We start from the raw sequence: 13,212 nt of genomic DNA on the forward strand, positions 1-13,212 counted from the left end.
GAGACACGCTGAGACCCCCACTGGGCATTCGAGGCGGCGGGCCTCCAGGAACACCCGACGGTCTTCAGCCACCGCACAGTGACTGCCCGTGAGCAGACTGGCACGGAACGCCTCGTCACCTCGGGAGCGACACACGGCGCGGAGACGACCCGGCTCCGCTTGATCGGTGACCTGGCCCACTGGCCGGCCGCCCCAGTTGTCGCGGGGTCAAGGTCTCTCGGGCCCAGGGCAGGTCGGGCTTCCGTGGCAGGTCTCGGCTAGCGTCGCGGTGTGGAGATCCGTGAGCTCGCCGTTCCCGACAGCTACGTCCTCGACCTCGTGCCGCACGGCGACAGCCGCGGTCGGTTCACCGAGTGGTACCGCGCCGACGTGCTGGCCGCGGAGACCGGTTTCGGGCTGACCCTGGCGCAGGCCAACCACAGCGTCTCCGCCCGGGGGGTGCTGCGCGGGGTGCACTTCGCCCTCGTGCCGCCCGGCCAGGCCAAGTACGTCTACTGCCCGGCCGGCAAGGTGCTCGACGTGATCGTCGACATCCGGGTCGACTCCCCGACGTTCGGCGTGCACGACTCGGTGCTGCTGGACAGCGAGCAGCCGCGCGCCGTCTACCTCGCCGAGGGCCTGGGGCACGCTTTCGTCTCACTGGCCGACCACAGCTCGGTGACCTACCTGGTCTCCAGCGGCTACTCCCCCGGCCGGGAGTTCGGGATCAACCCGATGGACCCCGAGCTCGGGCTGCCCTGGCCCACCGACGTCGAGTTCGAGCTGTCGGCCAAGGACACCGCCGCTCCCACGCTCGCCGAGGCCCGTGACCAGGGCCTCCTGCCGACGATGGCGCAGTGCACCGCCCGCTACGAGGAGCTGCGCGGCCGCTGAGCCCGCCGCTCAGATCGAGCGGTACTGCGTCGGGGCCATCCGCGGCCCCCGCTTCGGCGGCATGCTCCCGCCGACCTCGAGCAGCCGGACGACGCGCTGCCGGTGCCCCCGCCAGGGCTCCAGCAGCTCGAGCATGCCGGCGTCGTCGGTCTTGCGGCCGGCCAGCGACCAGCCGACCAGGTTCTTCAGGTGGTAGTCGCCCACGCTGACCGAGTCCGGGCAGCCGACGGCGCGCTGGGCCACCTCGGCCGCGGTCCAGACCCCGATGCCGGGCACCGACTGCAGCCGGCGGCGCAGGTCGGCGCAGTCGTCGTGGACGCCGGCCTCCAGCCGGGAGGCGACCGACGCCACCGCCCGCAGCGCCCGGCGGCGGGCGCCGTCCAGGCCGCACCCGTGCCACTGCCAGTCGGTGACGGCGAGCACCCGCTCGGCCGAGGGCACCACCCGCATCCCCGCCGGTGCCGGGCCGGGAGCCGGCTCACCGGCCAGCCGCAACAGCTCGCGGAACGTGCGGTGCGCCTCGAGCCCGGTCACCTTCTGCTCCAGGACGGCGGGCAGCAGGGCGTCCCAGACCCGACCGGTGCTCCCCAGTCGCAGCCAGGGCGCCCCGCGGTGCAGCCGGGCGACGAGCGGGTGCCGGGTGGGGTCGAAGTCGTCGGGCCGGTCCTCGGCGCCCAGCCAGCGGGGTGCCGCCGCACCCGCCCAGCCGGCGCCCGGGCCCCAGGCCTGCACCCGGATCGCCGTCGCCCCACCGGTCAGCCGCACGGTGGCCGGGCCGTCGGGGGTCGTCGTCGTCCGCCAGACGCCGTCCTCGGCGTAGCGCAGCGTCGGGTCGCCGGTGCCACGGCGGTCCCGGGACAGCGTGCGGCGCACGTCCAGCGGCCAGTCCGGCGCCCACACCTGGTCGTACGCCGGCGCGTCGACCGCCAGCACCTGCTCCCCCACCGTCGTCCTCCCCAGGCCGGTCGTCAGCGCGGCGCCATCCGCAGCGCGCCGTCCATCCGGATGACCTCACCGTTGAGGTAGCCGTGCCGGACGACGTCCAGCGCCAGCTCGGCGAAGTCCTCCGGCCGGCCCAGCCGCTTCGGGAAGGGGATGCCGGCGGCGAGCGCGGTGCGCGCCTCCTCCGGGAGGGAGGCCAGCAGCGGGGTGTCCACCAGGCCGGGCGCGATGGTGCATACCCGGACGCCGACCGAGGACAGGTCGCGGGCGGCCGGCAGGGTGAGGCCGACGATCCCGCCCTTGGAGGCGGCGTAGGCGATCTGCCCGATCTGGCCGTCGTACGCGGCGATCGAGGCGGTGTTCACGACGACGCCGCGCTCGCCCTCGTCGTCGGGCTCGGTGCGGGCCATAGCCGCCGCCGCCAGCCGCAGCACGTTGAACGTGCCGACCAGGTTCACCATCACGGTGCGGGTGAAGGCGGGCAGCTCGTGCGGCGAGCCGTCCCGGCCCAGCACACGCTGGGCCCAGCCGATGCCGGCGCAGTTCACCGCGATGCGCAGCGGCCGGTCCTTGCCGGTGGCGTCCTCGATCGCCGCCTGCACCGAGGCCTCGTCGGTGACGTCGGTGCGGACGAACGTCGTGTGCGCGCCCAGCTCGGCGGCCAACGCCTGACCCCGGTCCTCCTGCAGGTCCAGGACCGTGACCGCGACCCCGGCAGCGGTCAGCGCGCGGGTGGTGGCCTCCCCGAGGCCGGAGGCCCCTCCGGTGACGACAGCGGCGACGTCGAGGTTCTTCATGGCCCCGAGGTTAACCAGCCGGCCGGTGCTCCTGGTCGCCTTCAGCCGAAGCGGGGGCCGAACCGCTGCTCGGCCGCACCGAGGAGCTGCTTGACCCGCTCGGCGTCCCCGACCGGGCAGACCATGGTGACGTCCGCGGTGTGCACCACGACGCTGTCCCGCACACCGACCAGCGCGACCAGGTGGTCCGGGTCGTCACTGAGCACCACGTTGCCTGAGCTGTCCAGCAGCACGGTCAGCCCACGGGTCGCGTTGCCCTGCGCATCGGCGCTGAGCGTGTGGGCCAGGGCCGGCCAGGAGCCGACGTCCAGCCAGTCGACGTCGAGGTCGACGACGGCCACCCGCCCCGGCTCGGTGGCCGCGGGCTCCAGCACGGCGTAGTCGACGCTGATCTTCGGCAGGGTCGGGAAGACCTCGGCCAGCACCGCGTCCCGCTCCGGTCCGGCCGGGGCGGCGACGATGCGCTCGAGGCCGGCGGCCGACTCCGGGAGGTGCTCGGCGAGCGCGTCGAGCACGGTCTGCGCCCGCCAGACGAACATCCCGGAGTTCCACACGTACTCACCGGAGGCGAGGTAGGCCTCGGCGGTGGCCCGGTCCGGCTTCTCCCGGAAGGAGGCGGCCTCGCTCGCGCCGGCGACCTCGGTCGCGGCACCCTTCTGCACGTACCCGAACCCGGTGGCCGGCGACGTGGGGGTGACGCCCAGCGTGACCAGCGCCTTGGGCCGGACGGCGAGCAGGGCGTAGGCGGTCCGCAGCGCATCGGCGAACCGCTCGACCGGCCGGATCACGTGGTCGGCGCTCACCACCGCGAGCTCGGCATCAGGGTCGATGTCGGCGACGAGGGCGGCGGCCAGTCCCACGGCGTTCGCGGTGTCCCGGGGCACCGGCTCCAGCACGAGCCGGTCGGCCCGCAGCCCGGGCAGGGCCGCGCGCACCTGGTCGGCGTACCGGGCCGCGGTGCACACCCAGATCTGCTCGGCGGGCAGGACGGCCTGCAGCCGGGCGAACGCCTCGGCCAGGAGGCTGTGCGCGCCCCCGCCGTCGGGGTCGGCGACGACGTCGAGGAGCTGCTTGGGGCGGGCGGCCCGGGACAGCGGCCACAGCCGGGTCCCGGAACCGCCGGCCATGATCACCGCGTGCTGCACTGCTGACTCCGATCGGGAGAGGTCATCGCCTGCGCCACCTGCGGCGGCGGGGCAGCTGGTCGACCGTCTGCTGCGGCTGCGCTCCCGCGCCGACCCGCCCGCTGACGTAGGACACGAGCATCCGGCCGCCGAGACCGGCCCGCAGCACCCAGCGCAGCGGCGCGTGCCGCCGGCGGGGGTACTGGCCGGACAGGTAGCGCAGGGCGCTGGTGTGGTGCACCCGCTGCATCCGGTGCGGCTCCCGGCGGGTCGCGTGACCGCCCTCGTGCACCACCACGGCCGTGGGCACGTAGACGTGCAGGTAGCCGCGCCGGCCCAGCCGCTCGGCCAGGTCGACGTCCTCGAAGTACATGAAGTAGCCCGGGTCGAAGCCGCCCACCGAGTGGAACGCCGCCAGGTCGACCAGCAGGCAGGACCCCGACAGCCAGCCCGCAGGGCGCTCCCGGGGCGCCTCACGCTCCCGGCGGTAGCGCGCGGTCCACGGGTTGCTCGGCCACACCCAGCCGAGGAGGGCGTGACCGATCCCGGTCGACAGCGACGGCAGGTCCCGCGCCGAGGGGTACAGCGCCCCTTCCGGGGTCCGGATCGCCGGGCCCAGGGTCGCGGCCCGGGGCCACCGGGCCGCGGCGGCGAGCAGTTCGTCGACGGCGCCGTCCTCGAAGCGGACGTCGGGGTTGGCGACCACGGCCCAGCCGGTGAGGACGTCGGCCAGCCCGGCGTTCGCGGCCGGTCCGTACCCGACGTTGCCGCCGATCGGCAGCAGCCGGACGTCGTCGGCGTCGGCCGCGACCCGCTCGGGCCACCCGTCGGTGGAGCCGTTGTCGGCGAGGACGACGTCCAGCGGCCGGGTCGTCGCCCGCCGCAGGCTGCTCAGGAAGCCCTCGATCGCCTCGCCGGGCGAGTACGTGACGGCGACGACGCGCAGCGGCCCGGTCACGCGGCGGCCGCCGACGCGTAGGCGGCCAGGTGGGCGCGGGCGCAGGCGCGCCAGTCGAAGGTCGCGGCGCGGGCTCGGCCGGCGGCGGCCAGCTCAGCACGGTGGGCCGGGTCGGCCAGGAGTTCCCGGAGCGCGACGGTGATCGCCGGCGCGTCGGGCTCGGTGTACGCGACGGCGTCGCCCCCGACCTCGGGCAACGACAGCAGCCGCGTGGTCAGCACCGGCGCACCGGAGGCCATCGCCTCCAGCACGGGTAGTCCGAACCCCTCACCCAGGCTGGGGTAGGCGACCACCGTCGCCTCCCCGAGGAAGCCGGCGAGCAGCTCCAGCGGCAGGTACCCCGGACGCAGCAGCCGATGGGTGCCCGGCACCTCGGCGGCAGCGCGGTCCACCTCGTCGTCCCACCCCCGTCCCCCGGCCAGCACCAACGGGGGCGGGGACGGGAGGGCACTCCAGGCCCGGATGAGCGCCGGCACGTTCTTGCGCGGCTCCAGGGTGCCCAGGAAACCGATGTAGGGGCCGGTCAGGCCCAGGTGCTCGCGCAGCGCTGCCCGCTCGGCAGCCGACGGGACGTGGAACCGGGCGGCGTCCACCCCGAGGTGTGCGACGTCGATGCGGGTCGGGTCGGCTCCCGCCACCCGGACCAGCTCGTCGCGGGTGGCCGCCGAGGGGGTGACGCAGCGCGCGGCGCGGGCCAGGGACACCCGGGTCCAGGTGGTGAAGAACCGGCGCTTCACCGCCAGGTGCAGCTCCGGGAGGGTGAAGAACGTGGCGTCGTGCAGCGTCGTCACCACCGGCAGCCCACCGGCCAGCGGCATCGTGTAGTGCGGGCAGTGCAGCACGTCGGCGCGGGCACGCCTGGCCAGCAGCGGCAGGCCGACCTGTTCCCAGGCGAGCCGGGCCGGTCGGCGCGCGATCGCACCGGGCGCGGCCATGAGCTCGACCCCGGGCAGCAGACGGTGGTAGTGCTCGACGTCGTGGGCCTGGCAGACGACCGCGAGGTCGGCGCCCTCCGCACGGAGCGCCGGCAACAGCTCGTCGACGTAGCGCCCCACTCCCCCGCGGTCGGCGGGGACGGCGGTGGCGTCGACGAGCACGCGAGGTCGGTTGCTCAGGAGGGGCTCCGGGGGCGGTCGGGGCGAGAGGGGCGCTTCGAGCCTACGAGAGGAGCTCCGGCAGACGTCGCCGATAGGCTGACCACATGCGCGGCATCATCCTGGCAGGCGGCAGTGGCACCCGGCTCTACCCGATCACCAAGGCGATCAGCAAGCAGCTGATGCCGATCTACGACAAGCCGATGATCTACTACCCGCTCTCCCTGCTGATGAACGCCGGGATCCGAGAGGTCCTGATCATCACCACCCCCGACGACCAGGCGCAGTTCCAGCGCCTCCTCGGCGACGGGTCCGACGTCGGCATCGAGATCAGCTACGCCGTCCAGCCGCGTCCCGAGGGCCTGGCCCAGGCCTTCGTCATCGGCGCGGAGTTCATCGGCGACCAGCCGGTGGCGCTGGTGCTCGGCGACAACATCTTCTACGGCACCGGGCTGGGCAAGAACCTGCGCGCCAACACCGACCCGGTCGGCGGGCACGTGTTCGCCTACCACGTCGCCAACCCGAAGGACTACGGCGTCGTCGAGTTCGACGACGCCGGCCGGGTCATCTCCATCGAGGAGAAGCCCGCCGAGCCCAAGAGCAGCTACGCGGTGCCCGGGCTCTACTTCTACGACAACCGGGTCGTCGAGATCGCCTCGAAGATCACGCCCAGCGAGCGGGGTGAGCTCGAGATCACCGCGATCAACGACGAGTACCTGCGTCGCGGCGAGCTCACCGTCACCGTGCTCGAGCGCGGTACCGCCTGGCTGGACACCGGCACGCACGTGTCGATGATGCAGGCCTCGGAGTTCGTCCGGGTCGTCGAGGACCGGCAGGGCTGGAAGATCGGCTGCATCGAGGAGATCGCCTGGCGGCGCGGCTACATCGACGACGGGCAGCTCCAGGTGCTGGCGAAGCCGCTGGTGAAGAGCGGCTACGGCACGTACCTCCTCGGTCTCCTCGACGAGGTCACCCCCGGCTGACCCGGCCGGGCGCGCCGCCCCGGTCAGCCGAGCGTGGCGTACAGCCGCCAGAGCTGGTCGGCGGCGGAGCCCCAGCTGAAGTCCTCCGCCCGACGCAGACCGGCTGCCGAGAGGCTCCGGCGCAGCTCACCGGAGGCCAGCACCTCGGCGATCGCCTCCGCGAGGGCGCCACCGTCGTCGACGGGGAAGAGCCGGGTCGCCCCGCCGCCCACCTCCGCCAGAGCAGGGACGTCGGAGCTCACCACGGGGACGCCGAGCGCCATGGCCTCGAGCACCGGCAGCCCGAAGCCCTCGGCCCGGCTGGGCATGGCGAGCAGCGCCGCCCGGCTGAGCACCACTGCCAGGTCCTGGTCGGGCAAGCGTCCCAGCACCCGCACCCGGTCCGAGACGCCGAGCTCACGGGCCTGCCCGGCGAGGTCGATCCCGCCCCACCCCGGCTGACCGACCACCAGGAGCTCCGCCTCGCTCAGCCGGGGCTCGGCGAGCGCTCGCAACAGCACGTCCAGACCCTTGCGGGGCTCGAGAGTGGCCAGCGTCACCACATAGGGCCGTGCCGGCAGGTCGAGCTCCTCGGCCCGCCGATCGGCGCCCGGCCCGGGGAACAGGTCCGCGCTGACGCCCTCGCCCACCACCACGGGCGGGCGGGCCAGCCCGACGTGGCGGGCGAGCTCCTCGGCCACGGCCGACGTCGGCACCACGACCGCGTCCGCGGTCGCCGCGATCCGTTCCACCATCCGCCGGTGCCACCGCACGCCGCGCGGCGTCAGCGTCTCCGGATGGGTCCACGGGACGACGTCGTGCACCGTCGCCACCAGCGGCCGATCGCCCCTGCGGGGGGCCAGCGGGGTCGGCGCATGCACCACGTCGGCACGGACCGGCACCGGGCCGGTGCCTGCCTCCCAGGCTGCGACCAGCGCCCGACGAGGCAGCGGGAACCGCCGCGGTCCCCGCACACCGGGCACCCGCGCCGCCGCGACGTCGCGGTGCCAGGACGTCCAGGCAGTCACCTCCGCGCCGGTCGGCGCCCGCTCCGCCAGTGCGGCAGCGAGCTCCCTGGAGTACCGGCCCGTGCCGCCCGGGACCGGCGCGAGAGCCTGCTCGATGATCAGGGCCAGCCGCACGTCCCGAGACTAGATGCTCCGCCGGCCCGACCGGCCACGGCTGGCCGGTCGACCGCGGTGGCCCCGGCCGGGCGGGCATCCGTCAGACGGTGACCGTGCGGCACCCCAGCAGTCGGTTGGCCCCACCTGCGGACACGGTGATGCCGTACAGGCACACCTCGTGCTGGCCGGGCGACGTCGCGACGGTGCCGGCGAAGCCGTGCGCCGACCCGCCGTCCGGGTAGACCCGGGCGACGTCGCTGCGCGAACCCGCCGCCCCCAGTGCGCGGGCTGCCCGGCCGTCGACGTAGACGTGCACCGACGTGCTGGTCGTGCCTGCCTCGCTGTCGATGACCCAGCCGGCGACGGAGACCCCACCGGTCACCGGGGTGACGGCGTCGACAGCTCCCAGCACACCCACCGGCAGCCCCACCGCCCGGCAGCCGATCAGGGTGTTGCTCCCGGCAGTGCCGGCCACGTTGATCCCGTAGACGCAGACCTGGTGCTGCCCTCCCCTGGTGGGTACGGCCGCGTCGAAGCCGTGTGCCGGACCTGCACCGGCGAAGGTCGCCGCCACGTCCGCGCGGGAACCGGTCGCCGAGACGGCGAGCACCGGCCGGCCGTCGAGGTGGGTGTGCGCACCGACCGACGTGGCAGGAGCGTCGCGGTCGAGCGCCCAGCCGGAGACCCGCACCGTGCGGAGTCCGGACGGTGCGACGACGTCCAGCGAACCGATCGGCCCCAACCGACTGGTGACGGTGCGACAGCCCAACGTGGTGTTGCCCGATCCCCCACCGACGTTGATGGCGTACAGGCAGACGCTGTGGTTGCCGTCGGGAACGGACACGTCCACGGAGTAGCCGTGGGCCTGCCCCACCCCCGGGTGGGCCTTCGCGACGTCGGGCCGCGCTGCCGACGCGACCCAGGCACCGACCGCCCGCCCGTCGACGTACGCGTGCACCTGCAGGCTCCGGGTCGGAGCGTCCCGGTCGAGCGCCCAGCCCGAGAGGCGGAAGACCCCGGGGCTGGCTTCGGTCACCGTGTCGAGGTACCCGATCGGAATCCGGGAGGTGCCGGGGGCGGGCACCGTACCGCCCGGGAAGAGCCGCTGGACCGTTCTGGTGAGCGTCTCACCGCCATAGGCATAAGAGAGCCCGGACCCGTACTGCGCCAGGACGGCGACGGCGTACCGGTTGGTCGGCCCCAGGACGCCGGTGGTGTGCAGCCGCCGCAGGCCCTCCTGGCAGCACATCCACCCCTGCTTGACGCCCCTGACCTGCCCCGGCAGCGCGTCCGGGATGCCGGCAAACTGGTAGAAGCCGTCGGCCCCGGTCGGAGTTGCCTCCCGCATCAGCCGGACCAGGTACTCGCGATCGGCCGAGTTGAGGCCGCCGCTGAGCATGCCGTCGTAGAACTTCACGACGTCGTGGGCGGTGATCTGGAACATGCCCCAGTAGCTCGGCGTCGGCGGCGGCCCGATCTCGCTCAACCCGTACTTCCGGGCCACGTCGGTCACGATCTGGAGGCCGCCGTACCGGCTGTACAGGCTGGACATCGCGGCGTCGTCCGAACGGCGGATCATCGACTCGAGCAGGGCAGCGTCCCCGGCAGGCAGCCGCATGCCGCGGGCCTGCCGGTCCAGCAGGTTCTCCGCGACGAAGACCTTGACGATGGAGGCGGAGCGGACCCGCGTGTGCGCGTGCCCGTTCTCCATCCATTGGCCGGTCTCGCGGTCGAGAACCGCGATGCCCACCGTGCCACGGCCGGCGGCGAAGGCGTCTGCCGAGTCGAGCTGGGTGCGGAGGTCGAAGGCCGCGGCCGGTGCCGCGGAGACGATCCCGGCGACCATCAGCGCGCTGAACAGCAGGCTGACGACCCGGCCCCGGGCGGTCAGCCGCACGTGCCCTCCAGGCCCAGGTGGCCGGACTCCTCGCTGGTACCAGCGGTGAGCAGCCCGGCGTCGAGGCGGAAGGTCCGCCCCTCGACCGCGAGGTCGACGTCGGTCAGTGTCTGCTCCACGACGATGCCCGGCGCACGCACCACGAGCTCGCCCTGGTCCTCGGTGAAGCGCAGCTCGACCTCTGAACCGTCCGAGAGGGTCGCGGTCAGGGTCGCTTCGTCCGGGGAGCAGTCGCCGACGACCTGCTCGGCGAAGGCGGCCAGGCCGGAGAGCTGGAGGTCGAGGGCCGCCGCCAGCTGCCCGGCGACGAGGTCGGCGAACTGCGCGCGAAGATCCTGGGCCGCCGGGTCCGGGGGTGGTGGGGTCAGCGCCTCGTCACCGGGCAGCGCCGCCGCGACGGACGAACCCGACGCCCCGGCTTCGACCTCCCCTCGCTGAGCCGTACCGGTACAGGCCGCGAGGACCAGCGAGACCGATGCCAGCCCGAGCAGCCCGGTGGCCCCTGAGATCTTCACCTGTAGAGCCTGGCAACGACCTCGACAGATGGTCAACGACTGACTACGGCCAGTCGCGACGGTGTCTCTCCCATCCGCCCCAGGCGCCGCAGTGGTGCCGCGTGGCCCCTGCGTGCGATGTCACCTGACTGCGGTCGACGTCCGCCGCGACGGCGGCAGTCGCCCTGGCGACGGTCCACCGGTGGCCCGCGCAGCCACGGTGCCAGGCCGTCCGGCCCGCTACCCGGGGACCCCCTCCGGCTCCTGCCCGGCGATCACTGCGGCCACCCCGAGCGCCTGGCGCTCCCTACCACGGGTACCGGTGACACCACCTGCTCGAGCGCGACGGCGACGCGGGGCGAGCGCCTCCCGACCGTCTCAGCCCGTCGCATCCGGTGTCGGGGGGCCCGCCGCCGGTGCCAACCGTGCCGCCAGGGCGACGCCCCCGGCGAGCAGGACGTCCGCAGCGACGAGCAGGACCCTGGACAGCACCGCGATGGCCAGCACTGCGGCAGCGGGCAGGATGGACGCGAATCCCAGGACGAGTGCGGCCTCTCGGACACCTGCTCCTGCGGGGGCCACGATCACCAGGAAGCCGGCGACCCAGGCCAGCGCGAACACCCCCAAGCTGAGGGTCCAGCGGGAAGCGCCCTCCTGGTTGCCCTCGAGCTGAGCCACCAGGATGCCGAAGTGCAGTCCGAGTGCCACCCACGACAGGAGCAGCAGAGCGGTGGACCGCAGCAGCACCTTCCAGCTCAGCTGGAGCCCGGCGCCTGGCCGACGGAGCAGACGGAACGCCGTGCCGCTCCACCACGTCACCACCCTCGGGTGCAACAGGACGAGGAGTGCCGGCACCACCGCGAAGACCCACCAGTAGGTCGACACCAGGTCGGGCAACGCCACCGGCAGCGTCACCCCGGCCAGGAGCAGACTGGAGATGATGCTGAGCGCGAGACCCAGGAAGCTGGCCGCGGCCGCCTCCCGGGCGGGGACCTTGAGGTCCCGCGCCATCGCCACCTGTGCCACGAGCGTCCAGACACCGCCTGGCAGGTACTTGCCCAGCTGGGCGATGAAGAAGGCACGCCACCCCGGCAGCACGCCGATGCGGTGTCCCTGGCTGGTGAGCAGATCTCGCCACACCACCCCCGGGAGCCAGACGCCCACGACGGCGAAGACCAGGCTCAACACCACCGACTCCGGGGACAGGTCCCGCAGCGACCGGCCGACCTCGTGGCGCTGCTGCCACAGCAGCAGCACCACCGCGAGCACGACTGCGACGACGAAGACGGGGCGGAACCAGCGGCGCCAGCCCCTGGGGGTCTCGGTCTCGGCCATCACGCGGCGAGGCGCAGCAACGACCCGAGCGGCCGCCTGGCGCCCCCGCGGGGCAGGACGACGGGCAGATGGCAGCCCGGCCGTGCAGCCGACGGCGCTGACCGCTCTGCCACGTCGCCCACGTCGATCGAGCGGTGCGCCGGTGGCCGGGACGCATCAGGACCCACGGCCGCTCCAGCGGTCTCGGACGACCTCGTGCCCGGCGGAGCGGCCTCGTCGGGCCCCTGGCGATCCCTACGTCGCACGGACGCCACCCATTCCCGGCCGGCCTGCCCTCCGCCTCGTCCCGCCGGCCAGGTCGGTCGAACCGCTCGGCGCGTCATCGCTGCGCACCTGCGCTCCCCCGGGGCCATCGGATCAGGCGACGCCTCGGCTCACGAGTCGACACGGCGGCGCGCAGCAGCTCCACGTATCGGGCACCGATCGACTCGACGGAGTACTCCGCTGACCGGCTGGCTGCCGCAGCACCCAGCCGGGCACGGAGCGTCGAGTCGCTCAGCACGCGGATCAGGCTCGCGGCCAGCGCCCCGGTGTCGCCCGGTTCCACCACGAGGCCCGCCGGCTCTTCCCCGTGGAGGGCCTCGGCCATTCCAGGGAGGTCGCTGGCCACGATCGCAGCGCCGGCTGCCATCGCCTCCAGCATCGCGACGGGCAGCCCGTCCTGGTCACCGGACCTGGCGCGCACCGATGGGAAGACAGCCACCTCGGCGCCTCGCAGTGTCCGGGCCAACGTGGCGGCCGACTGCTGCCCGGAGAAGCGCACCCGCGCTCCCAGTGGACGAGCCTGTCGTTCCAGCTCCGCGCGCAACGGGCCGTCTCCGACGACGTCCAACGACCAGTCGAGGTCCGGGGGCAACTCGTGCAGGGCGCTCAACAGCACGGCCAAGCCCTTCTTCTCGACGAGCCGCCCGACGAACACCAGGCGGCCGGGGACGGGTCCTCCCTCCCCGGCACCAGCGGCGGTGTCCAAGCGGGCCAGATCGACCCCCATCGGCAGCACCTGCACGCGGTCGGGGGGAACCCCCATGCCGATGACCAGGTCACGCATCTCGCCGTTCATGACGGTGACTCCGGCCGCCCGCCGCAGGACCATCTGCTTGAGCAGCCTCAGGGGCCCGGCGGTGAGCGCGTAGAGGTCACCGCCCAGCGTGGTGACCAACCAGGGAACCCGCCGAGCAGCGACCAGCGCCATCAGACCCTGTGGGATGATCCAGTGCACATGGACGACATCCGGTCGGATCTCGCGCACCGCACGCCAGACCGCCAGCGCTCCGGCGCCGAAGAACGACGGCACCTGCAGCCAACGGCTCCGCCGGCCGCGGAGGTTCTCCAATATGGCCCCGTCAGCCAGGTCCTCCCACCGACGCGGGAAGAACCGGTAGCGACGGATCTCGACCCCGTCGCGCTCCTCGGCAGCCCGCCCGCCCGGGACCATGGGTGCGAGCACCCACGTGCGGAAGGCCTTCGACTCCACCCGCGCGAGGTCGTCGACGAAGCCAGGGGTGCCGTCGCCGAGACGCGCCGGGAGCGTGGAGGCCAGCACCAGGAGGCGCGGCAAGTCCCCTCTGATGGCGGGATCTTCAGGAATGTTTCTCACCGGAGAGGATCCTGT

General features: G+C 73.9%; 12 protein-coding genes. 2 read left to right on the forward strand and 10 right to left on the reverse strand.

What is annotated here, in order from left to right; genetic code table 11:
* Window positions 1-270 precede the first annotated feature (270 nt).
* Window positions 271-873: a dTDP-4-dehydrorhamnose 3,5-epimerase family protein gene (rfbC, locus tag Q1A09_RS04380; RefSeq protein WP_299952262.1), complete on the forward strand. Its 603-nt coding sequence runs from the start codon at window positions 271-273 to the stop codon at window positions 871-873.
* A 9-nt stretch (window positions 874-882) separates the two neighbouring features.
* Here the strand turns inward: rfbC and Q1A09_RS04385 are convergent, their stop codons facing one another.
* From Q1A09_RS04385 to Q1A09_RS04405, 5 genes are read right to left on the reverse strand one after another with little or no spacing between them, the layout of a single operon-like run.
* On the reverse strand, window positions 883-1,818 hold the full coding sequence (locus Q1A09_RS04385; protein WP_299952263.1) for a DNA-3-methyladenine glycosylase: 936 nt from the start codon (window positions 1,816-1,818) through the stop codon (window positions 883-885).
* 23 nt (window positions 1,819-1,841) lie between these two features.
* Window positions 1,842-2,612: an SDR family NAD(P)-dependent oxidoreductase gene (locus Q1A09_RS04390; protein WP_299952264.1), complete on the reverse strand. Its 771-nt coding sequence runs from the start codon at window positions 2,610-2,612 to the stop codon at window positions 1,842-1,844.
* Window positions 2,613-2,653: 41 nt separating this feature from the next.
* Window positions 2,654-3,757, reverse strand: coding sequence for a mannose-1-phosphate guanylyltransferase (locus tag Q1A09_RS04395; RefSeq protein WP_299952265.1), 1,104 nt, complete (start codon window positions 3,755-3,757; stop codon window positions 2,654-2,656).
* Between the two features lie 22 nt (window positions 3,758-3,779).
* Window positions 3,780-4,694: a glycosyltransferase family 2 protein gene (locus Q1A09_RS04400; RefSeq protein WP_299952266.1), complete on the reverse strand. Its 915-nt coding sequence runs from the start codon at window positions 4,692-4,694 to the stop codon at window positions 3,780-3,782.
* The gene (locus tag Q1A09_RS04405) at window positions 4,691-5,791 is read right to left on the reverse strand and encodes a glycosyltransferase family 1 protein (RefSeq protein WP_299952267.1); all 1,101 of its coding nucleotides are present in this window, start codon (window positions 5,789-5,791) and stop codon (window positions 4,691-4,693) included. The genes Q1A09_RS04400 and Q1A09_RS04405 overlap by 4 nt, the downstream gene beginning before the upstream one ends.
* Before the next feature lie 104 nt (window positions 5,792-5,895).
* Between Q1A09_RS04405 and rfbA the strand changes: the two genes are divergently transcribed.
* Window positions 5,896-6,771: a glucose-1-phosphate thymidylyltransferase RfbA gene (gene rfbA, locus Q1A09_RS04410; protein ID WP_299952268.1), complete on the forward strand. Its 876-nt coding sequence runs from the start codon at window positions 5,896-5,898 to the stop codon at window positions 6,769-6,771.
* Between the two features lie 23 nt (window positions 6,772-6,794).
* Here the strand turns inward: rfbA and Q1A09_RS04415 are convergent, their stop codons facing one another.
* From Q1A09_RS04415 to Q1A09_RS04435, 5 genes are all read right to left on the reverse strand, one after another.
* Window positions 6,795-7,892 (reverse strand): glycosyltransferase family 1 protein, encoded by a 1,098-nt coding sequence (locus Q1A09_RS04415; protein WP_299952269.1) that lies wholly within the window; start codon window positions 7,890-7,892, stop codon window positions 6,795-6,797.
* A gap of 82 nt (window positions 7,893-7,974) precedes the next feature.
* On the reverse strand, window positions 7,975-9,771 hold the full coding sequence (locus Q1A09_RS04420; RefSeq protein WP_299952270.1) for a hypothetical protein: 1,797 nt from the start codon (window positions 9,769-9,771) through the stop codon (window positions 7,975-7,977).
* Window positions 9,762-10,286 carry a hypothetical protein gene (locus tag Q1A09_RS04425; protein WP_299952271.1) on the reverse strand — a complete coding sequence of 175 codons (525 nt, stop codon included), beginning with the start codon at window positions 10,284-10,286 and terminating at the stop codon, window positions 9,762-9,764. Before Q1A09_RS04425 ends, Q1A09_RS04420 begins: the two co-directional genes overlap by 10 nt.
* Before the next feature lie 357 nt (window positions 10,287-10,643).
* Window positions 10,644-11,600: a lysylphosphatidylglycerol synthase domain-containing protein gene (locus tag Q1A09_RS04430; RefSeq protein WP_299952596.1), complete on the reverse strand. Its 957-nt coding sequence runs from the start codon at window positions 11,598-11,600 to the stop codon at window positions 10,644-10,646.
* Between the two features lie 319 nt (window positions 11,601-11,919).
* The gene (locus tag Q1A09_RS04435; protein ID WP_299952272.1) at window positions 11,920-13,197 is read right to left on the reverse strand and encodes a glycosyltransferase; all 1,278 of its coding nucleotides are present in this window, start codon (window positions 13,195-13,197) and stop codon (window positions 11,920-11,922) included.
* Between the last annotated feature and the right edge of the window lie 15 nt (window positions 13,198-13,212).

The sequence above is a fragment of the uncultured Modestobacter sp. genome, assembly GCF_947486615.1.
Classification (GTDB): Bacteria; Actinomycetota; Actinomycetes; order Mycobacteriales; family Geodermatophilaceae; genus Modestobacter.

Bases quoted from the DNA above. Each gene is read 5' to 3' on its own strand.
- rfbA (WP_299952268.1), top strand. From the start codon at position 5,896: ATGCGCGGCATCATCCTGGCAGGCGGCAGTGGCACCCGGCTCTACCCG.
- Q1A09_RS04430 (WP_299952596.1), bottom strand. From the start codon at position 11,600: ATGGCCGAGACCGAGACCCCCAGGGGCTGGCGCCGCTGGTTCCGCCCC.
- Q1A09_RS04390 (WP_299952264.1), bottom strand. From the start codon at position 2,612: ATGAAGAACCTCGACGTCGCCGCTGTCGTCACCGGAGGGGCCTCCGGC.